We start from the raw sequence: 20,566 nt of genomic DNA, 5'->3' as shown, positions 1-20,566 counted from the left end.
GGTTGCGGCGCGCCCATCGCGGCCGCGGGCGCCCGCGGGGCGGGGCCGGCCGCGGCCGGTGCCGACGAGGCGCGCACGTTCGGCGAGGCCGGACGACCCGCCTCGGCCACACGGCGCTGCTCGACGGCCTGCGGCAGAGAGACGTCGATGGAGCGGTTCGAACGCGAGACCAGGGCCGACAGCTCGTTGAGCGCCTTGATCTGGTCGGAGACGACGCGGCGCATCTCGCTCGTCGCATCCTGCGTCTCGCGCGGGATCTCCAGGACGCCCCGGCCCAGATCGGCCCGGGTCGCTTCGAGTTCCGAGCGGATGGCCGAGGCCATCTCCCGCATGCTCGCCACGGACTCGCCGAAGCGGGCCTGCGATTCCTCGAAGACGGTCCGCATCTGCTGCGAGGCGGCCTCGATGGCGCTCCGCACGGCCTCGGTGGTCCGCTCGCTCTCCGCCCCTGCGCCGGAGCGCAGGCGCTCGAACTCGCCGGTGACGGTGGCACCCGCCTGCTGCGCGGCCTTCGAGAGGTTCGCGCCGACGCTCCGGGCCCGCTCCTCGGCCGCCCGCAGGGTCTCCTCGATCATCTGGCCGAAGCGAGCCGTCTGCGCCTCGAGATCCGACGAGCGGCCCTCGATGGCGGCGAGCGCGGCCGTGACGGCGCCCTCGCGCCCGGAGAGGGTCTCGGAGAGGCGGCCCTCGACCGTCTCCAGCGTGCCTGCGGCCTCGGCAAGCGTGCGCACATGCGCGCTCGCCCGCTCGGCGAGGGCCCGCCCGTGCCGGTCGAGCGACGCCGCCAGTTCCGACGCCTCCTGCAGGGCGCCCTCCGACACCGCCTTCAGGGCGGCGACCTGCGTCGAGACGCCCTCGGTCGCGCGGCTGGTCTCCGCCGCGATCTCGGCAAGCGCGGCCTCGACCTGCTGGACCCGGCCCGCGAGCCCGGTCTCGATCGCGCCGAGGTTGTCTCCCGCGCCCGATACGAGATCCTTGAGCGCGTCGTTCGCCTGCTCGATGCGGGCGAGGACGCCGTTGAGGTCGCGCCGCAGGCGGTCGTTCGTCTCTGCGAGCCCGGCAACGGTGCGCGAGGCCCCGTCCTCGATCGCCGCGCGGAGGAGGCGAGCGGATTCGCCCGACTGGGCGACGAGTTCCTCGGTGCGGGCGCGCAGGGCCTCGACCAGCGGCGTGCCGGTCTCGGCGAGCGCCCGCTCGATCGCGTCGCCGCGCTCGGCAAGAGCGTCGGCGAGGTGAAGGACCGGGCCGTCGATCACCGCCCGCAGCCGCTCGACATTGCTGCCGAGCGTCTCGGCCACGGCCTGACCGCGATCGTCGACATGCGAGACGAGGGCCCCGCCGCGCTCCTCGATGGCGCGGACGATGCGCTCGGCGCTCTCGGCGAGGCGACGGGACAGCGCCTCGCCGCGCGAATCGACCAGGGAGCCGAGGGCCGCGGAGCGGCGCTCGAAGCCCTCCGACATCTGCCGGTTGCGCTCGTCCAAGAGGGCGGCGACGGTGGCGTTGCGCTCGTCGAGGGCCGCGCCCAGCGCCTCCGTGTGCGCGTCGGCGAGGGCCGCGTGGCTGCGCGCCCGCTCGTCGAGGGCGGCCGCCATCGCGACGATGCGTTCTTCGATCAGCGCGGCGAAGGCGTCGTGGCGGTCGTCGAAGGCGGTCGCCAGCGCGTCGCCGCGAGAGGCCACGAGGGTCGCGAAGGTCTTCATGCGGCTGTCGATGCGACCCGTGAAGGCCTCGCTGCGCGAATCGACCGCCTGCGTGAGGGCGCTTCCCTGCGCCTCGATGGTGCGGGCAAGCGCGGCGGTGCGGCCCTCGACCAGCCCGTCGAGCTCGCGCAGACGCTCGTCGAACAGGCCGGCCAGGGTACGGCTGCGGGCGTCGACCTGCTCGGTGAAGGCGCCGGTGCGGGTCTCGACCAGACGATCGAGCCCGTGCAGCACCTCGTCGAACAGGGCGCGCAGACCCTGAGCGCGCGCGTCGACCGTCTCGGCGAGATGCAGGCCGCGGCCCTCGACCAGCGCGTCGAGGTCGCGCAGGCGCTCGTCGAACAGGCCGCCGAGGTGGCGCGTCCGGTCGTCGAGGCTGCCCGCCGCGCGGCCGAGCGTCGTCTCGATGGTGGCAACGAGGTCGCGGCCGCGCTCGTCGAGAGCGTCGTGCAGCGGGCCGAGGCGCCCGTCGAGGCTGTCGCTGAGCGTGCGGGCGTGGCTGTCGAGGAGCATGCGCATCTCGCTCGTCCGCGCGTCGAGGAGCCCGTGCACCGTCCGGACGCCTTCGTCGAGAAGCGCCGAAATGTCCGCGGTGCGGGTGTCGAGGGTGCGGCCGAGGCGGCCCTCTCCGTCGCCGAGCATCCTGTCGGCCTCGGCGATGGTCTCGCGCAGCTTGGCGAGCACGCTGTCGCCGCGGCTCTCGATGAGCTCGGCGAGGGAGGTGCCGCCCCGGTCGAACAGGCGTGCCAGCTCGGTGACGCGGCCACCGATCGCACCAAAGACGATGCGGCCCTTCTCGTCGAGCTCGCTCGACATCGCCGCGGTGCGCTCGTCGATGAGCTGGCCGAGGCCGTCCGCGCGCTCGGCGAAGGCGGCGCGGATCGCGTCCGCGCGAGCGGCGAGCGCCGCGTCCGCCTCTCCGGTCCGGGTCTGGATCAGGTCGATCAACTCGCGGGTACGGCTGGCGAGGTCCTCGTCCACGGAGCGCGTGCGCGCCTCGATCAGGCGGATCGCCTCGAAGGCCTGCGAGCCGAAGGTCTCGTCGATGAGGCGGCTGCGCTCCTCCAGCGCCGTGCCGATGGCCTCGAGCCGGGCAAGGACGCCGGTGTCGAAGCGGCTCGCGCCCTCGTCGAGGCGCTGGGCGAGGTCGCGGGTCTGGCCGTCGAGCCGCTCGCCGATCTCGGCGCTGCGGGCGGCGAGGGCGTCGCCCAGGCTGGCGGAGCGGGCCGCGATGTCCTGAGCCATGTTGTCGGCCCGGGCGTCCAGCGCCTGGATCAGGTCGCGGCTGCCCTCGGCCATGATCCGCGCCATCTCGCCGGTGCGCACGATCAGGGCCTCGTTGAGGGCCGTGGCCCGGGTGCCGAGATGGCCGTCGATATGGGTCACGAGGGTGGCGAAGGTCTCGCCGATCTCCTCCGAGCGCTTCGCCGTGCGCTCTTCGAGGGCACCGAGATGAGTCTCGACGATCTCCCGCGCTTCGCGGGCGCGCTCGGCGATGCTCTCGGCCACCGCCTTGCCCTGGACCGTGATGACGCGATCCATCTCCTCCAGGCGGCCGGTGACAACCTCGCTCAGGGAGTTCGTGTCGCGGGAGATGCGATCGGCCAGGATGTCGCCGCGCGCGATCGTCTCCTGCAGGGCCGCGAGCCGGTTGCCGAGCACCTCGTCCATGGCGCGGGCTCGGCTCTCCGCGGTCTCGGCGAAGCTCGCACCGGTCTGGTTGAGGGCGTCGGCGACCCTCGCGCCCTGGCTCGCCACCGCCAGCACGATGTCGCGGCCGGTCGTCGCGAGGCGGCCATGGGCCTCCTCCGCATGCTGCGTGATCAGGTCCGTCATGCCGCGGCTGTGCGTGCCGAAGGCGGTCTCGACGTCGCCGATCCGCGTGGCAATGTCGGTGCCCAGGGCGTCGGCCGCCCGCGCGATGGCGCCCGTCGCCTCCTCGGTGCGCTCCGCGACCGCGGCCTGAAGCTCCGCCAGCGTGCGCCGCAGCGCTTCGAGCGACGTCTCGACCCGGTCGCCCATCTGCCCGTGCAGGCCCTCGGCCTGGCTCCGGAAATCCGCCAGAAGGCCGGCGGCGCGCGTCTCCAGCGCGCTCGCGCCGGTGTCGGAGGCGGTGCGCAGCGCCTCGGTCGCCTCCGTGAAGCGGGCCACGAGCGCGGCGGCGCGCTCGGCGGCGGCCCCCGTCGCCGACTCGGTGAGGTCGCGCAGTTGTGCGGCGGCCTCCTCGGTCCGGGTGGCCAGGGCCTCGGCGGTGGCGGAGAGCCGGCGCTCGAAGATCTGCACCGCCTCGACCGTGCGGGCCTCCAGCTCGCCCGTGGCGCCCGCCGCCGAGCGGCGCAGGGCCTGTGCGGCTTCGGCCGTGCTCGCGCCCAGGGCGACCGTGGTCTCCTCCGCGCTGCGGCGGATCGTGTCGGCCGCCTCCGCGGAGCGCCCGCCGAGATCGGCGTTGAGGCCCTCGACGGTGGCGCGCAGGGTCGCGAGGGTGGCCTCCGCGTTCGACGCGAAGGTCGCCCCAAGGCTCGCGAAAGCCCCCTCGAGGGCCTGCGTGGCGGCGTCGGTGCGCGTGACGACGAGGCTCCCGAGGCGCTCGCCGGCGGCGGCGAGGTTGGTCTCCAGGCCCGAGCCCTGAACGGAAATCGTCTCGTGCAGGCGGTCGGCGACCGCCTCGATGCGCTCGGCGAGCTCGCCGCCGTTGCGGCCCATCGTGTCCGCGAGGCGTTCGACCGAGCCGACGAGGTCGTCGCGCAGGCCCGTGGCGCGCTGGGAGAAGCTCTCCACGATACCGCTCGCGGCGAGGGCGAGCCCGGCCTGGGTCTCGCGGCCTCGGGACTCGATCATCTCGGACACGTTCGCGCCCGCGGCCTCGATCTCCGCACGCAGGCCGGCACCGCGTCCGGCCAGATCGTCGGTGAGCGCGGTTCCGGTGGCGGCGAAATGCGCTCGCAGCCCCTCGCCGATCTCGGCGAAGCGCGCCGTGATCTCGCCGCCCGTCGACGAGAAGCGCTCGGTGAGCTCGCTGCCACGGGACAGGAAGGCGCTCTCCAGCCCCTGCGCGGACCGCTCGAAGCTCTCGCGTACGGCGCCGCCCTGGCGGTCCAGCGCCTCGATGACGCCGGTCCCCGTCTCGGCCAGGGTGCGGGCCACCTGCCCGGCATTGTCGGCGAGGGTCGAGGTCAGCAGGCTGCCGGTGCGCTCGAAGGCGCGCGTCACCTCGTCGGCGCGGTTCTCCAGGGACTGGGTGAGGGCGTTTCCGACCTCGGTCAGGCTCGAACGCACGCCCTCGCTCGTGGTGACGAGACGCTGGACGAGGTCGTCGCCGCGCCCGGACACGACCTCGACGACACGGTCGCCCGCCTCAGCGAGCGCCGCCGTGATCGCGTCGCCGCGATCGCCGAGCGCACTCGTGATGGCCTCGCCCCTCTGGTCGAGAGCGCTGGTCACGCGCTCGCCCGCGCCCGTCATCGCGGTGACGATGCGCTCGGCCGCCCCCTCCAAGTCCTGGCTCAGGCTCTGATGCGTGCCCGCGATCGCGCCGCGCACGCGCTCGGCATTGGCGACGATCGACTCGCGCTGGGCGACCAATTCGTCGACGAGGGAGCGGATGCGGATCTCGTTGTCGGAATAGGCACGCTCCAGCGTGGCGATCTCGCCGCGCACCAGGGTCTCCAGCTCGCCCGCGCGGGCCAGCGCCCGCTCGACGCCGTCTCCGACGGCGGCGACCTCGCGGCGCACGGTCTGCGACATCGTGAGCACCGCGTCCGTCGAGAAGCTCTCGGGCTCGGCCAAGCGCACCGCGACCTCGCCCACCGCGCGGGCGACGAGGCGCATCTCCTGCGCGCGCACCGCCAGCATCGCGGTGATGAGGAAGAGCAGGATGGGGCCCAGCACCGCGGCGGCACCGACGGTCGCCTGCAAGGCGGTCAGGCCGAGAAGGAAACCCTTCAGCTCGCCGCCGGACTGGCTCCAGGCCAGGAGGACGAGGCTGTTGAGCCACAGGAAGGAGGCGGCGGCGGCGATCAGGTAGGGCTTGCGCGAGGGCCGCACCCGCAGGGTCTGCTGCAGGATGCCGATGTTGCGGCGGTCGTCGTTCGCGACGAGGGAGCGGTCCGGCGGCAGGAGACCACCCTCGCGATGCGGCCGGTTGCGGTCCGGCGGCGGCACGTCCGAGGCGAGGGGCTCGTCGAAGCTGAGGCGGGGCGGGGTCTGGCGGCCGTTCGGCTCGTCCAGCGGGTCGTTGTCGCCGACATCCGGCAGGCGCGGCTCGGAGCGCTTCTCGGCACCAGGCGTCAGGAGGTCGAGGTTCAGCGCCTGCTCGATCGCAGACAGCGCCGCCTCCGCCGGATCCTTCAGCTTTTTCTCGGTCGCCATGCAACGCCTCGCCACGCGCAGTCCCGCGCCGCCGGCCGCGTCCGGAAGCGGAGACAGAAATTCCCGTTTACCAAGGAAGTTTAGCCCTCGGCGGCGGCCCCGGATACCCGAGCCGACGGAGCGCTCGAAAAAACCTTAACGGAATGGTTACCACACGGCCGGTCGGGCCGCGCAGACCGCTTTATCCCTTGGCGCCCCAAGGCTTAAACGGTTGCCGTGGCCACGGGCGCTCCTGTGGATAGCACGAGGGCTCCCGTACGGTGCAGGACGAACCCGCCATCGACCGTGCCCATCTCGACGCGCAGACCTTCGGCGACAAGCCTCTGGCCGCGGAACTGCTCGGCCTCTTCGCAGGGCAGTGCCGCGCGCTGCTCCCCGGCATCGTCAACGCCGGGGTGTCGGCCGGCGAGCGGGCGGACCGGGCGCATACCCTGAAGGGGTCGGCGCTCGGGGTCGGCGCCGCGGCCGTGGCGGCGTCGGCCGCGCGGGTCGAGGAGGATCTGCGACGAGGTGGCGCGACCGGGATGGCCGATCTCGAAGCGCTCGAGCGGGCGGTCGCCGCAGCGCTCGCGGAGATCGACCGCCCGCGCGCCATGTGATGCTGCTCGCACTCCCCTGCGGCAAAAGCGGTCCCGGCTTTGCGAGCGGGAACAGGGGCCGCGCTTCGGCGTAAGGGCCCAAGAATCTCTGTTCTCGGTGCGCGCGCGCTTGCAATCCGCTTCCGGCCCCGCCAAGCAGGCGCCGCCGCACGACCGTTGTCGCCCGTTGGACGAGCCTGGAGCCCGCGATGCCGAAGATCACCTATGTCGACCATGCCGGCACGGCCCGAACGGTCGAGGGCAGCGTCGGCGCGACCGTGATGGAAACGGCCTTGCGCAACAACGTGCCCGGCATCGATGCGGAATGCGGGGGCGCCTGCGCCTGCGCGACCTGCCACGTCTACGTCAACGAGCCCTGGGCGGAGGTCGTGGGGACCGCCGAGGACATGGAGCGGGACATGCTCGATTTCGCGAGCGACGTGCGCGACAATTCCCGTCTCTGCTGCCAGATCCGGATCACGTCCGAACTCGACGGGCTGAGCGTGACGACGCCCGCGCGGCAAGGTTAGCGGCAAGGTCAGGAGCCGGGCGGCAGGCTTCAGCGCACGAGGGCCCGCATCGCCCCGTCCAGCCCCTCCAACGTCAGCGGGAACATGCGTTCGGCGACAATCCGCCGGACCATCGCGATCGACTGGGTGTAGGCCCAGTTCTCGTGCGGAACCGGGTTCAGCCAGACCGCCTTCGGGAAATGGTCGAGAACCCGCTGCAGCCAGACCGCTCCGGCCTCCTCGTTCCAGTGCTCCACCGAGCCCCCCGGCATCGCGATCTCGTAGGGGCTCATCGAGGCGTCGCCGACGAAGACCACCCGGTAATCCGGCGGATAGGTCCGGATCACGTCGAGGAGCGGCGTGCGCGCATCGTGCCGGCGCGCATTCTCGGTCCACACCGCCTCATAGGGGCAGTTGTGGAAGTAGAAGTGCGCGAAGTGCTTGAACTCGGACCGCGCGGCTGAGAACAGCTCCTCCGCAAGTTCCACATGCCAGTCCATCGAGCCGCCGACGTCGAGGAAGAGCAGCACCTTGACGGCGTTGCGACGCTGCGGCCGCAGCTTCACGTCGAGATACCCCTGACGAGCGGTCTCGCGGATCGTACCGTCGAGGTCGAGCTCCTCCGCGGCCCCCGTCCGGGCAAAGCGGCGCAGGCGCCTCAGGGCGAGGCGCAGGTTGCGCGTGCCGAGCTCGACGCCGTCGTCGAGGTCGCGGAACTCGCGCTTGTCCCACACCTTCACGGCGCGGAAGTTGCGGTTGCCGTCCTGCCCGATGCGGATCCCCTCCGGGTTGTAGCCATAGGCACCGAAAGGCGAAGTCCCCCCGGTGCCGATCCATTTCGAGCCGCCCTGATGCCGCTCCTTCTGCTCGGCGAGGCGCTGCTTCAGGGTCTCGAACAGCTTGTCCCAGCCGAGCGCCTTCAGTTCGGCCTTCTCGGCCTCGGTGAGGTACTTCTCGGCGAGCTTGCGCAGCCACTCCTCCGGGATCGCGCTGGGCGCAGCCCCCTCCGCCAGCGTCTCCAAGCCCTTGAAGACGGTGCCGAAGACCCGATCGAACCGATCGAGGTTGCGCTCGTCCTTGACGAGGGCGGTCCGGGCAAGGAGGTAGAACTCATCCACCCGCTTGCCGGCCAGATCGCGCTCGAGGGCGCCCAGCAGCGTCAGGTACTCGCGCAAGGTGACCGGAACCTTGGCCTCGCGGAGGGCGGTGAAGAACTGCAACAGCATCGCGCGAGATCGGCGCAAGCGGGGGGCGAGGTCAAGCGGCACGCGCGATCGCGGGGTCGGAGGCAGCCGCAACCTGTTTGGACTTGATTCAAGCAGAAGTAGTATCTGACCGAATGACCGACAGATGCGCCGGCCGGACGCGAACAGGAATCCTGGGTATAAGTCCCGTTTCCTGTTGATAGGTCATCACGAGTCTCTCGCGACCGGCACTTCATTGTCATCGAAATCAAGACGAGATCAGGCACGGTTCATGCACAGGATGTAACCTCAGCGGTCGGCTCTAGTAGGAGTGCGTCATGGCCGTCGTCTTGCGCTCCCTGAGCGATTTCAAGCGGTTCCTTGAGAGGCCCGGCGCGACGATTCAGATCGTGCAGAACACCTTCATGGACCGGCAACCCGAGGCCGCGCGCGACGCCTACCGGGCCAAGGGCATGTACGAGCCCCGGACCGTCCAGGCCCTGTCGCGCAAGGCCGCGATCTTCGCCGTGAAGGGGCATCCCACCACGGTCTGGCTCTATTGGGACAAGGGCGTGCGGCGCTGGCGCTTCTCGGGCGACACCGTCACGGTGCCCCTCGACACGGCGATTGGTCCGCCCGACGCGGTGACCTACCGGTGCAGCTTCGCGCCCGGCTTCGAGCCGACGGAGAGGCGGACCCGCGCGCGACCGCCGCGCGAGGACGGCCCGCAGGCGCATCCCTGAAACCGGGCATCACGCGCGCTTGCTGACGGTGCCGGGCTCGTCCTTCGCGGGTGCCTCGCGCGCCTCGACGGTCTTGCCCACCGTCCGCCGCGCCCGGAAGGTGGGGCGCGCCTCGGATTCCTTCCGTTTCAGCATGACGCGGTACTCGTCGCGTCGCTCGTGGATCGAGGCGATGACGAGGCCCATCGGCACGCCGACATCGACGAGCACGGCCTCGGAGAGCTGAAGGGAGGCCTCGATCGTCTCGGGCACGGCATCGTCGACGCCGAGGTCGTAGAGGGCCGTGGCGTGGCGCGCGTCGCGGGCGCGGGCGACGATGGTGAGGTCGCGCCGCTCGGCGCGCGCCGCCTCGACGACGGCCTCGACGGCACGCGGATTGTCCAAGGTGACGACCAGCGCGCGTGCGGTCGCGATCTCGCAGCGGCGCAGCAATTCGGGATTGGCCGAGTCGCCGAAATAGACCGGGTTGCCGAGCCGCCGCTGCTCCGCGACGCGGGCGGCGTCCGAGTCGAGGGCGAGATACGGGATCTTGTGGCGCGCCAGCATCTCGCCGACCATCCGCCCGACGCGGCCGTAGCCCGCGATGATGACCCGGTTCTGCATCTTGTCCGGGGGCGGCTCGGCCCGGGCGCGGCCGAGCTGGGAGCCGGCCATGCGCTTGCCGGCCCGCCGCCCGATCGCGGCGAGCGCCGGGATCGCGACCATCGACACCGTGGTCACGATGAGCGCCGCTCCGCCGACGCCCTCCGGCACGAGACCCGCCGTCATCGCACCGCCGACGAGGACGAAGGCGAATTCGCCCCCGGGCGCCAGCAGCAGGGCGGCCTCCAGAGCGACGGGCCGGGTCACCTTCATCACGGGGGCGGCGACGAGCACCATGGCGGCCTTGATGACGATCAGCGCGAAAGCGAGGCCGAGGATCGTGCCCGGCGCCGCGACGAGCTGCGCCGGATCGATGTTCATGCCGACGGAGACGAAAAACACGCCGAGCAACAGCCCCTTGAACGGGTCGATCGTCGCCTCGATCGCGCGGCGGTACTCGGTCTCGGCAAGGAGCAGGCCGGCCACGAGGGCGCCGAGCGACATCGAGAGCCCGCTCGCGGCCGCGGTCAGCGCCGTCGCCACGATGGTGAGCAGGCAGGCCGCCATGAAGAGCTCGGGCGAGCGCGTCCGCGCGACGAGCTGGAACAGCGGCCGCAGGGCGAGGCGCCCCGCCACGACGATCAGAACGAGGGCGACCGCGGCCTGACCAAGCGCCAGCGCCAAGGCCCCTCCAACATTCGCGGTGTCGCTGCGCCCGAGCACCGCGATGGCGAACAGGATCGGCGCCACGGCGAGGTCTTGGAACAGCAACACCGCGAAGCTCGCGCGGCCGGCGGGCGTGTTCAGGCGCTTCTGCTCGGCCAGCACCGGCAGCACGACCGCGGTCGAGGACAGGGCGAGCGCGAGCCCGACGATCACCGCACCCGCGAGCGGCACCCGCAGGCCGTAGAGGATCGTGCCCAGGACGAGGGCGGAGGACAGAACCTGGATCGAGCCGAGGCCGAAGACGAGGCGGCGCAGCGTGCGCAGGCGCTCCCAGGACAGCTCGATCCCGATCATGAACATCAGGAAGATCACGCCGAATTCGGCGAGGTGCGAGATCTCCGTGCGGTTCGCGATCGTGACGACGGAGAGCCAATGCACCTCGTCCGCGAGGCGCCCGAGGCCGAACGGGCCGAGAAGCGCACCGGCGCCGATGAAGCCGAGCACCGGGCTGATCCGAAGCCGGTGGAACAGGGGCACGACGATGCCCGCAGTGACGAGGAAGAGGATCGCTTCCTTGTAGGAGCCGGCGTGGACCTCGGGCATCGGCTGTCCGCGTGAGCCTCTCGTCGGGCGGGGTCGCGGGCCGCCAAGCAGGAGCGATGCCGCGATCATGGGAGGGCGAGGGAATGCCGGCAACCGCAAACCGCGCGTCCGCACACCGCCCCGGCGGCCATCCCACGCCTGCCGCGGTCGCGCAACAACCGGACGGCGCCTTTCAGACGCGATCAGCGAGGACATGAGGTGTTTCGGCAACCACCGCACCGTTGGCGGTGGATAGCCCTGACGCAACGCAAAAACGGCACAAGTCCCGCACACGCCGATCGATTAACGGAGTGTTAAGCTCAACCTTTCGTGGCGGAGCACGGAACCCGGGTGCCCATGTTCAGGCTGTCCAACTCGCCCCCGAGCCGGGACGTCCAGCGCGAGAAGCGCGACTGGATCCTCGAATCCCAGAAGTGGCGCCATGCGCGCCACGTCGAGCGGGGCTACCGCATCAAGTGGGGCTATGTCGGCATCGCCTACCTCGTCGAGGCGATGGTGATCGGCGCCTCGCTCGCGGGCGCATGGCTGTTCGCCGGCGTCTACAGCGACGGGAACGACCAGAGCTTCTACTTCATGCTGCTCGCGCCGCTCGTCTACGCGGCGGTCGAGTTGTGCCGCGTGCCGCTCGGCATTCTGGCGCGCACGCAGCGCTCCTACTTCGTGCGCGGCCTTGCCATCGTCGGCATCATCTTCGCGGCGGGCGTGACCACGAAGTCAGTCTCGCAGCTCGGCGAGATGATGTTCCATCCTCGCCTGATGGAGGCCGCGCGCACCAAGACCGCGCTGAAGGACGCCCAGGCCGACCGGGCGAGCCTCGACACCCGCATCGCCTCGGCCGATGCCCGCGTCGCGCAGTACACGAACGAACTCGACCAGATCGAGAAGCGCTCGGCCGACAATGCCTCGCAACTCGCGGGCCTGCCGGCGCAGCGCTGCGAGAAGGTGTTCGGGACGAACAGCAAGGGCGTGCGCTACCAGAACCTGAAATGCGTCACCGATCCGCGCGTCGCGACGCTCTCGGCGAGCGTCGCGAAGGCGGGCGCCGACCGGTCTGCCCTGACGAAGGACCTGGAGGAGGCGCGCAAGGCCCGCGCCCAACTCGACCGCGGCTCGGCCGACCGGCGCGTCGCCGACGCCGAGCAGGCCTACCGGCAAGCGGTCAACCGCTCGCAGCTGCATTCCTTCACGGCGATGGTCTACGGCGTCGACCCGATCGAGGTGACGGATGCTCAGGTCCACGCCTTCCTGCGCATCTTCGTGTTCGTGCCCGCCCTCTGCGCCGCCTTCGCCTCGACGATCCTCGCCCTCTCCGCGGTGTCGGTGCGCAAGACCTTCATGGACGAGGACGACCTCGGCGCCACCGTGAATCCCGAGGCGACGAACTACATGCTGGCGCCCTTCGCGGAGGGCATCGTGCGCGAGGTCAACGCCTCGCTGCAGAAATCGGTGAAGGACGCGGTCGCTTCCGGCGCGGCGATCCCCCTCGAACGGCGTCCCGGGCCGGCGGTGAGCCCGGCCGCGGGCAGCGCGGGAGCCGGTGCATGAGCTATCTCGCCCCCGGATCACCCGAGAACGTCGCGCTCGCGCAGCACGTCAACGGTCGCCTGCGGGCGGAGGCTCGCATCGTCGCGGCCCGCGCCTTCCTGTTCCGCGCGGCGGGTGCGGGCGTGTTCTCCGCGCTTCTCGGCGTCGGCATCGGCGCCGCGGCCTACGGCTACGCCACCCTGAACCAGTTCGACACGGCGGCCGAGCGCATCGCCGCCGCGATGCAGGCCGCCCTCTCCGACGTGACCCTGAAGACCAAGGGCGAGGTCACCCTCACCGACAACACCCTGCGCGTCGAGGGCCTGCCGAAGGGCGGCGGCGGCGTGCCGACGCCGACACAGGCCCAGCTCGGCCAGGACGCGACCCCGGCCTCGAAGGCGCCGGTGAACACGACCTTCACCGTGTTCAAGCAGGTCCCCTATCTCGACGGGCAGATCGTTTCCGGCTGGAACTTCCGGGCGAACGAGGACAAGCCGTTCCAGCAATATTGCTACTTCTCCCGCCGCTCGAACGAGCCGAAGGGTCAGGTCGAGATCAAGATCGACCTCGCCATGGACGGCAAGGTGCTGCCGCAGCCGCAGAAATCGGACGTCAACCTCGGCATCCTCGCCAGCAACTGCGTCTGGCACGACGGCAAGTCGTTATAGAGCGCGCCGAACGGCATCCCGCTTGCGAGCTCGGCCTCCGCCGCGTAACCGGGCGACCTCAGCCCGCAGCCGCGAGACGCCGATGCGCTTCACCGGAACCGAGTCCTACGTCGCGACGACCGACCTGACGGTCGCGGTCAACGCCGCCATCGTGCTGGAGCGGCCCCTTCTCGTGAAGGGCGAGCCCGGCACCGGCAAGACGGTGCTGGCGGAGGAGATCGCGAAGGGGCTCGGCGCCCCGCTCCTGACCTGGAACGTCAAGTCGACCACGAAGGCGCAGCAGGGCCTCTACGAGTACGACGCGGTCTCGCGGCTCCGAGACTCGCAACTCGGCGACCCGCGCGTCTCCGAGATCGGCCATTACATCCGCCGCGGCAAGCTCTGGGAGGCGTTCACGGCGCCCGAGCGCCCTGTGCTGTTGATCGACGAGATCGACAAGGCCGACATCGAATTCCCGAACGACCTGCTCACCGAGCTCGACCGGATGGAGTTCCACGTCTACGAGACCGGCGAGACGGTGCGGGCCGTGCGTCGCCCGATCGTGATCATCACCTCGAACAACGAGAAGGAACTGCCGGACGCGTTCCTGCGCCGCTGCTTCTTCCACTACATCAAGTTTCCGGACGCGGAGACGCTCAAGCAGATCGTGGACGTGCATTACCCGGGCATCAAGCACCGGCTCGTGGAGGAGGCGCTGCGGGTGTTCCTCGAGATCCGCGAGGCGCCTGGGCTCAAGAAGAAGCCCTCCACCTCGGAACTCCTCGACTGGCTGAAGCTCCTCGTCTCGGAGGATATCGGCCCCGAGGAGCTGCGCGAGCGCGATCCGCGCCGGCTGATCCCGCCGCTGCACGGCGCGCTCCTCAAGAACGAGCAGGACGTGAGCCTGTTCGAGAAGCTCGCCTTCATGATGCGCCGGGAGGGCAGGGGCGGCTGAGAGCCCTGGCGATCCGGCTCCGGCGGCCCAGATAGGGATTTCGCCCCGCGATCCCGACGGACAGCCCGCCATGCGCATGAAGAAGCTCGGCCGCACCGGCCTCGACGTCTCCGCGATCTGTCTCGGCTGCATGACCTACGGCGTGCCCGAGCGGGGACCTCATCCCTGGACGATGGGCGAGGACGAGAGTCGCCCGCTGATCAAGCGAGCCCTCGACCTCGGCATCAACTTCTTCGACACGGCGAATTTCTACTCGGACGGGACCAGCGAGGAGATCGTCGGGCGGGCGCTGCGCGACCATGCCGACCGCGACGCGATCGTGCTGGCGACGAAGTGCTTCTTCCCGCTGAAGGACCAGCCGAACGCGGGCGGCCTCTCTCGCAAGGCGATCTTCTCGGCCATAGACGCCAGCCTGAAGCGGCTCGGGACCGACTACATCGACCTCTACCAGATCCACCGCTGGGACTACGACACGCCGATCGAGGTGACGCTGGAAGCCCTCCACGACGTGGTGAAGGCGGGCAAGGCCCGCTACATCGGCGCGTCCTCGATGTTCGCGTGGCAATTCGCCAAGGCGCTCTTCACCGCCGACCTGAGGGGCTCCACCCGTTTCGCGACGATGCAGGACCATTACAACCTCCTCCATCGCGAGGAGGAGCGCGAGATGCACCCGCTCTGCGCCGACCAGGGGGTGGCGCTGCTGCCCTGGAGCCCTCTGGCCCGCGGGCGGCTCACCCGCGACTGGGACGAGACGAGCCGCCGCCAGGATTCGGACGATTACGGCCGCACGCTCTATGGCGCCGCCGAGGAGTCCGACCGGGCGATCGTCCGCATGGTCGCCGAGATCGCGAGGGCGCGCGGCGTCAGCCGGGCGCAGATCGCGCTCGCCTGGGTGATGAGCAAACCAGGCGTCGCTGCCCCGATCGTCGGCGCCTCGAGGCCGGCCCATCTCGACGATGCTGTGGCGGCCCTCGATCTCGTCCTCACCGACGAGGAGGTGAGGGCGCTGGAGCAGCCCTACGTGCCTCATCCCGTCGTCGGCTTCGCCTGAGAATCATGCCTTTGCGCCGCCTCATCCTCCTGCGCCACGCGAAGTCCGACCGGCCGCCGGGGCTGCGCGACCTCGACCGCCCGCTCAATCCCCGCGGCCGGCAGGCGGCCCCCCTGATGGGCCGCTATCTCGCCGATGAGGAGCTTCGGCCCGATCTCGCGCTGGTCTCACCGTCCGCGCGCACGCAGGAGACCTGGGAAGCGGTCGCGGCTGCGCTCGGAGCGGTGCGGACCGAAACCGTGCGGACGATCTACGAGGCGCCGGCCTCGGCGCTCCTCGCAGCGATCCGCAGCGCCCCGGACGAGGCCGGTCGCGTCATCCTCGTCGGCCACAATCCGGGGATGCAGGATCTCGCCGTCAAACTCGTCGGCCGCGGCGACGCGGCGGCCCGTAACCGGTTGCGGACCGAGTTTCCGACCGCCGCGGTCGCGGTGATCGATTTCGAGGCCGCCTCGTGGTCCGAGATCGGCTGGGGCGGCGGCACGCTCGAACGTTTCGTAAGGCCCAAGGACCTCGCTGCCGACCTCGACGAGTGACGCCCTCGGGAACGCTCAGGCGCTGATAGCGGCCGGCGCCCCGTCATGCGCATCCTCCAGCGCGAGACTTCCCGGCATGAAGGCGTCGAAGGCGGCCCAGAAGTCCGCACGGACCGCGTCGCGCTCCGAGAGGATCTCGTGGCGGGCATCCGGCAGCACCAGGATGTGACCGGCCTTCAGGCGAGCGGCGAAGCGCTCCGTCTGGGCCGTGCCGCAGACAGGGTCGGCGCCCGCGGCGACGATGAGCGTCGGGACCGTGATGCGCGGCGGCACGCGCGGATCGCGCAGGCGCGCCATGGCCCGGAAGGCGCCGGCCAGCCACGCGACGGTCGGGTCTCCGACAGCGCCGGCCCCGACCGCCGTCGCAGCGGCGGCGTTGCGGGCATATCGCTCGGGATCACGCGAGAGGCGGTTTCCGGGATACGGCTTCGAGGCGATGGAGACCGCGCTGCCGAAGGGCACGAAGCGAGTACCGAGCCCGAGCCGCTGCAGGGTGCGGGCGAGGACCGACACGCCGGCCGGCCAGCTGACCATCCTGATCGACAGCATCGGCGCGACGGTGACGAGGCGCGAGAAGGGGAGCCAGCCTTCGAGCGAGCCGGTGAAGGCGACGCATCCGCCCATCGAATGGGCGAGGCAGAGATGCGGGCGCGGCATCAGCGGCGTCAGGACGCTCTCCGCGACGGCAAGAAGGTCGAGCCGGTAATCGTCGAAGCGGGCGACATGCCCCTTGTGCGGATTGTCGACCTCCCGGGCCGACTCGCCCTGGCCGCGCCAATCGAAGGCGACGACGCAGAAGCCGCGGCGGCGCAGGTCGCCGATCGTCTCGTAGTACTTCTCTATGAACTCGGCGCGCCCCTGCAACAGGCAGATTGTGCCCTTCACCGTCCGGGTCGTCGGCCGCCAGGTGGCCGCGCGCAATTCGAGCCCGTCGGCGGTGCGCACGGGGACGAGGACGCCGCCGGGCGGGACGGGATTGCCGGGCGTGGAACGCAGGGTCAGCATCGGCTCAGGGCTCGTCCGGAAAAAATGAGGGAGGCCGCAAAAATTTCGCGATTCGGCAGCATTCGAGCTCTTGCAGCGTGGCGGGAGTGCCCCGATATCCAGTCTGCGCCGGCCATCAGGCGGCGCGATACCGGTCCGGCCCCTGGGCGGACCTTGCAGATAGCATGTTGCTTCTTGTGGAGAATATGTGATGCGTCAGTTCGATCTTGCTCCCCTCTACCGCTCGACTGTCGGCTTCGACCGTCTCTTCTCGGCCCTCGACCAGTATGTGAGCGCCGATTCGGTGCCGAGCTACCCGCCCTACAACATCGAGCGCACCGGCGAGAACGCCTACCGGATCACGGTCGCGGTCGCCGGCTTCACCGAGGCCGATCTGTCGATTGAGGTCAAGGAGAATGCGCTCACCCTGAAGGGCGACCGCAAGGCCGACGCGGCCAAGCGTGTCGAGGTGCTGCACCAGGGCATCGCCGCCCGCGGCTTCGAGCGCCGGTTCCAGCTGGCCGACTACGTCCAGGTGACGGGTGCGGTGCTCGAGAACGGCCTCCTCCATATCGATCTCGTCCGCGAGATTCCGGAGGCGAAGAAGCCGCGCCAGATCCAGATCGCCACCGGCCGCCCCGCCGAGGCGCCCGCGATCGAGGGTCAGGTCCAGCAGGCCGCCTGATCGCGGCTCGTTCGGAGTTGGAGCGCCCCGGCCAGCGGCCGGGGCGTTTTCGTTGGGCGCCATCCTCAATAATCGCCGAACCAATCTCCGCGGCCCGGCTCGAAGCAGGTGTAGCCGATGAAGCAGCGCGGGTCCGTCCGCGTCGGCGCGTAGGCGGCCCGGGTGTACTCGGTCGGAGCGCAGAAATTGCGGTCGCGGACGAAGCGGTCGTAGGTCGGGCCGCCCGTGCCGAGCACGATGCCGCCGGCCCGGGCCACGATGCCTCGGGCCTGAGGGCAGGTGAGGTCGGTGGTGGATTGGCGCTGAGCCTGCGCCGCCGGACTGGCGAGCGTGACCGCGAGGGCGAGAAGGGCGAGGCGGGTCATCGGAGGTCCCTCGGGATGGACCGATGGCAACGCTCGAATGATGGCTCAGGCTCCGGCGCCTCACAGGTCGCCGAAGGCGAGCTGCCCCTGGCTCGTGCCCTTGCGCGGTGCTGCGGGCTCCTTCATGCCGCGGGCCGACTTCGCGGGGCGCGCAGCCTTGCGGGGGCGAGGGTCGCCCCGCATCCGGGCGATGGCCTTGTCGCGGGCGACGGCCTCGGGCGCGTGCGGATCGTCGCTGAGCCACTTGCCGCGCTTGATCACCTCGTTCACACGGCCCTGGTTCACCCCGACCTTGAAGGCGATCTCCTGCTGCGTCATGCCGGTCGAGGCGTGGAGGTCGAGGATGGCCCGGGCAAGGTCCGGCGTCATCTTCTGGCCCGTCAGGCGGCGGGCCGGCTTCACCGTGCGGGTGGCGCGGTCGCGTTCGCGCAGGCGTTCCAGCAGGGCGAGCGCCATGTTCATGCCGTGCTCGCGCAGGGCCTCCTCGAATTCCTTCAGCGTCGCCATGGGCCGCTACCTCGCGGGACGCGCCGACCGGAACGGCGCTCGCTGAATCGTGGTGCGCAGGGTCCGGCCTGACAACCCGCGCCCCGATTCATCCACCGGAAAACGCGCGGCGCTGGCTTGGCGCACGCCCCTCGGCTACACCGCGGGCGAGCGGCGCGGCACGAGGATGTATCCCAGCATGATCAGCCCCATCCTGACGGTCTCCGGCGCCGACGCCGCGCCGGGCGCGCGCTCCCTGGCGCAGGCGCTGGAGGACGGGGCGGTGCTGATGTTCCCCGATCTCGATTTCCCCTTCAGCGCCTTCGAGACCCGCTTCGTCGAGCGGCCCTTCGCCGACGGCAAGGCGAAGAACGTGAACATCCGTGGCGAGGCGGCGGCCCTCAAGGGCGCGGCGGGCTCTCCGGAGGAGCAGGAGGCGCTTCGCCAAGTCCTGATCCGCTACCGTTCCTTCGCTCAGGGCCTGATCGACCGCTTCCTGCCGGAATACACGGGCCGGATCAGCCTCGCCGGCACCTCCTACCGGCCCTTCGACGTCGACCGGCGCAAGCTGAGCTGGCGGCGCGACGACACGCGGCTCCACGTCGACGCCTTCCCCTCGAACCCGATCGGCGAGAAGCGCATCCTGCGCGTCTTCCGCAACATCAACCCGAGCGGCCAGCCACGCCGCTGGCGGGTCGGCGAGGATTTCGGGTCGATGGCGGAGAAATTCCTGCCGCGGCTGCCGGGCTACTCGCCGCTCTCCGCGCGCCTGCTCGCCACCTTGCGCATCACCAAAGCGAAGCGCTCGGAATACGACCATCTGATGCTCCACCTGCACGACGCCCTGAAGCAGGACGCGGCCTATCAGGAGACGGCGCCGCAGGCCGATGTCACGTTCCTGCCCGGCCAGACCTGGGTGACCTTCTCGGACCTCGTCATGCACGGCGCCATGGGCGGGCAATACATGCTGGAGCAGACGGCCTACCTGCCCGTGACGGCGCAGGCCCACCCCGAGAAGAGCCCCCAGCGCATCCTCGCGGCCAAGCTCGGCCGACCTCTCCGCTGACATGTCACGCACAGGACCCGATCGATGATTCTCGAGATCGCCCAGATCGACGTGAGGCAAGGCGCGGAAGCGGCGTTCGAGGCCGGCATCCGCGAGGCCTCGGCCATCTTCCGCGCAGCCAAGGGCTGCCGCTCCTTCACGGTCCGCCGCTCCGTCGAGAAGCCGCAGCGCTACCGGCTCCTGATCGAGTGGGAGACGCTGGAAGCCCATACCGAGGACTTCACCGGCTCGCAGGCCTGGAAGGACTACCGGGCGATGGTCTCGCCGTATTTCGAGAGCCCGCCGAGCGTGGAGCACACGGAACTGACGCTGCAGGCCTTCTGACGGCGGTGCGGTGACAGACCTGCGCCGAACAGCTACGCCTGTCGCAACGACCCCGACGACACAAGCGCCCGCCACCCCATGATCCAACGTCCCCTCCGCATCGGCACCCGCGGCTCGCCGATGGCGCTTGCCCAGACGGGCATGGTCCGCGACCGCATCGTGGCGGCCAATCCGGGGCTCGAGACCGAGATCGTCGTCATCACGACGGTCGCCGACAAGGTGCTCGACCGGCCGCTCTCCGAGATCGGTGGAAAGGGCCTGTTCACCAAGGAGTTGGAACAGGCTCTCTACGCGGACCAGATCGACGTTGCCGTGCACTCGATGAAGGACGTCGAGACCTGGCTGCCCGAGGGGCTCGTCATCGCCTGCATCCTGGAGCGGGACGATCCGCGCGACGCCTTCCTGTCGCCGCACGCGGCGGGCCTCGCCGACCTGCCGGCCGGCGCGCGCGTCGGCACCTCCTCGCTGCGGCGGGGCGCGCAGGTGCTGATGCACCGGCCCGATCTCAGGATCGTGCCCCTGCGGGGCAACGCCAACACCCGGATGCGCAAACTCGAATCGGGCGAGTGCGACGCGACCCTGCTGGCGCTGGCGGGCCTTCAGCGGCTCGGCCTCGAGGCCATGGCGCGCAGCGTCCTCTCCGTGGACGAGATGCTGCCGGCGGTGGCGCAGGGTGCGCTCGGCATCGAGTGCCGCGAGGGCGATGCGGACATCCGTGCCCTGCTGGCTCCGATCGCCTGCGCCCGCACGACGACCGAGATCGCCGCCGAGCGGGCGCTGCTCGCCGAGCTCGACGGCTCCTGCCGGACCCCGATCGCGGCGCTCGCGCGGATCGACGGCGAGACCCTGCGCCTCGACGGGCTGCTCTTCCTGGCCGACGGGAGCGCCCATTGGGGCGTCTCGCGCTCCGGGCCGATCGCCGATGCCGAGGCGATCGGCCGCGAGGCGGGCGCCGACCTGAAGGCGCAGGCCGGCGACACCTACGCGAAACACCTGAAATAGGCGTC

The 20,566-nt window shown here is 70.9% G+C and carries 18 protein-coding genes; 12 read left to right on the top strand and 6 right to left on the bottom strand.

All coding sequences use genetic code 11. The annotated features are described in order from the left end of the window. Positions 1-6,071 (bottom strand): apolipoprotein A-IV repeat region-like domain-containing protein (locus E1J50_RS11285; RefSeq protein WP_132253561.1); only part of this gene is annotated, 6,071 nt, incomplete at its 3' end. Positions 6,072-6,331: 260 nt separating this feature from the next. On the opposite strand from E1J50_RS11285, the gene E1J50_RS11280 reads away from it, so the two are divergent. Together E1J50_RS11280 and E1J50_RS11275 are read left to right on the top strand one after the other, a co-directional pair. Further along, entirely contained in the window at positions 6,332-6,670 is a 339-nt protein-coding gene (locus E1J50_RS11280; protein ID WP_132253559.1) for an Hpt domain-containing protein, read from the top strand. 188 nt (positions 6,671-6,858) lie between these two features. Next, a complete protein-coding gene (locus E1J50_RS11275; protein WP_132253556.1) occupies positions 6,859-7,179 on the top strand; it encodes a 2Fe-2S iron-sulfur cluster-binding protein in 321 nt (106 codons plus the stop codon). 29 nt (positions 7,180-7,208) lie between these two features. Here E1J50_RS11275 and E1J50_RS11270 read toward each other — a convergent pair whose 3' ends face one another. Continuing rightward, positions 7,209-8,384, bottom strand: a complete 1,176-nt coding sequence (locus tag E1J50_RS11270) for a vWA domain-containing protein (RefSeq protein WP_132253554.1) — start codon at positions 8,382-8,384, stop codon at positions 7,209-7,211. Between the two features lie 296 nt (positions 8,385-8,680). Here E1J50_RS11270 and E1J50_RS11265 point away from each other — a divergent pair, with 296 nt between their 5' ends. Continuing rightward, positions 8,681-9,085: a hypothetical protein gene (locus tag E1J50_RS11265; protein WP_132253552.1), complete on the top strand. Its 405-nt coding sequence runs from the start codon at positions 8,681-8,683 to the stop codon at positions 9,083-9,085. 9 nt (positions 9,086-9,094) lie between these two features. On the opposite strand, the gene E1J50_RS11260 is transcribed toward E1J50_RS11265, so the two are convergent. Next, on the bottom strand, positions 9,095-10,936 hold the full coding sequence (locus E1J50_RS11260; protein WP_132253549.1) for a cation:proton antiporter domain-containing protein: 1,842 nt from the start codon (positions 10,934-10,936) through the stop codon (positions 9,095-9,097). A gap of 336 nt (positions 10,937-11,272) precedes the next feature. On the opposite strand from E1J50_RS11260, the gene E1J50_RS11255 reads away from it, so the two are divergent. The 5 genes from E1J50_RS11255 (at position 11,273) to E1J50_RS11235 (ending at position 15,649) form a co-directional block, all read left to right on the top strand. Then, positions 11,273-12,481, top strand: coding sequence for an ATPase (locus tag E1J50_RS11255; RefSeq protein WP_132253547.1), 1,209 nt, complete (start codon positions 11,273-11,275; stop codon positions 12,479-12,481). Then, positions 12,478-13,128, top strand: coding sequence for a hypothetical protein (locus E1J50_RS11250; RefSeq protein WP_132253545.1), 651 nt, complete (start codon positions 12,478-12,480; stop codon positions 13,126-13,128). Before E1J50_RS11255 ends, E1J50_RS11250 begins: the two co-directional genes overlap by 4 nt. An 82-nt stretch (positions 13,129-13,210) precedes the next feature. Next, positions 13,211-14,062: an AAA family ATPase gene (locus E1J50_RS11245; RefSeq protein WP_132253543.1), complete on the top strand. Its 852-nt coding sequence runs from the start codon at positions 13,211-13,213 to the stop codon at positions 14,060-14,062. 70 nt (positions 14,063-14,132) lie between these two features. Then, entirely contained in the window at positions 14,133-15,113 is a 981-nt protein-coding gene (locus E1J50_RS11240; RefSeq protein WP_132253541.1) for an aldo/keto reductase, read from the top strand. An 11-nt stretch (positions 15,114-15,124) separates the two neighbouring features. After that, complete coding sequence (locus E1J50_RS11235; protein ID WP_132253565.1) at positions 15,125-15,649, top strand: SixA phosphatase family protein; 525 nt, start codon at positions 15,125-15,127, stop codon at positions 15,647-15,649. A 15-nt stretch (positions 15,650-15,664) separates the two neighbouring features. Here the strand turns inward: E1J50_RS11235 and E1J50_RS11230 are convergent, their stop codons facing one another. Then, complete coding sequence (locus tag E1J50_RS11230; RefSeq protein ID WP_132253539.1) at positions 15,665-16,654, bottom strand: alpha/beta fold hydrolase; 990 nt, start codon at positions 16,652-16,654, stop codon at positions 15,665-15,667. A gap of 190 nt (positions 16,655-16,844) precedes the next feature. On the opposite strand from E1J50_RS11230, the gene E1J50_RS11225 reads away from it, so the two are divergent. Further along, positions 16,845-17,318 (top strand): Hsp20 family protein, encoded by a 474-nt coding sequence (locus tag E1J50_RS11225; RefSeq protein WP_132253537.1) that lies wholly within the window; start codon positions 16,845-16,847, stop codon positions 17,316-17,318. 65 nt (positions 17,319-17,383) lie between these two features. On the opposite strand, the gene E1J50_RS11220 is transcribed toward E1J50_RS11225, so the two are convergent. Next, positions 17,384-17,683, bottom strand: coding sequence for a hypothetical protein (locus E1J50_RS11220; protein ID WP_132253535.1), 300 nt, complete (start codon positions 17,681-17,683; stop codon positions 17,384-17,386). Positions 17,684-17,743: 60 nt separating this feature from the next. Next, entirely contained in the window at positions 17,744-18,190 is a 447-nt protein-coding gene (locus E1J50_RS11215; RefSeq protein ID WP_132253532.1) for an RNA polymerase subunit sigma-70, read from the bottom strand. A 178-nt stretch (positions 18,191-18,368) separates the two neighbouring features. Between E1J50_RS11215 and kdoO the strand changes: the two genes are divergently transcribed. The 3 genes from kdoO (at position 18,369) to hemC (ending at position 20,561) form a co-directional block, all read left to right on the top strand. Then, a complete protein-coding gene (kdoO, locus tag E1J50_RS11210) occupies positions 18,369-19,235 on the top strand; it encodes a Kdo hydroxylase KdoO (protein ID WP_132253530.1) in 867 nt (288 codons plus the stop codon). A gap of 24 nt (positions 19,236-19,259) precedes the next feature. Beyond that, the gene (locus tag E1J50_RS11205) at positions 19,260-19,559 is read left to right on the top strand and encodes an antibiotic biosynthesis monooxygenase family protein (RefSeq protein ID WP_132253527.1); all 300 of its coding nucleotides are present in this window, start codon (positions 19,260-19,262) and stop codon (positions 19,557-19,559) included. A gap of 78 nt (positions 19,560-19,637) precedes the next feature. Then, complete coding sequence (hemC, locus tag E1J50_RS11200; protein WP_132253525.1) at positions 19,638-20,561, top strand: hydroxymethylbilane synthase; 924 nt, start codon at positions 19,638-19,640, stop codon at positions 20,559-20,561. Positions 20,562-20,566 lie beyond the last annotated feature (5 nt).

The organism is Methylobacterium segetis, assembly GCF_004348265.1.
GTDB classification, from domain to species: domain Bacteria; phylum Pseudomonadota; class Alphaproteobacteria; order Rhizobiales; family Beijerinckiaceae; genus Methylobacterium; species Methylobacterium segetis.
This window is presented reverse-complemented; position numbering and strand designations above follow the sequence as displayed.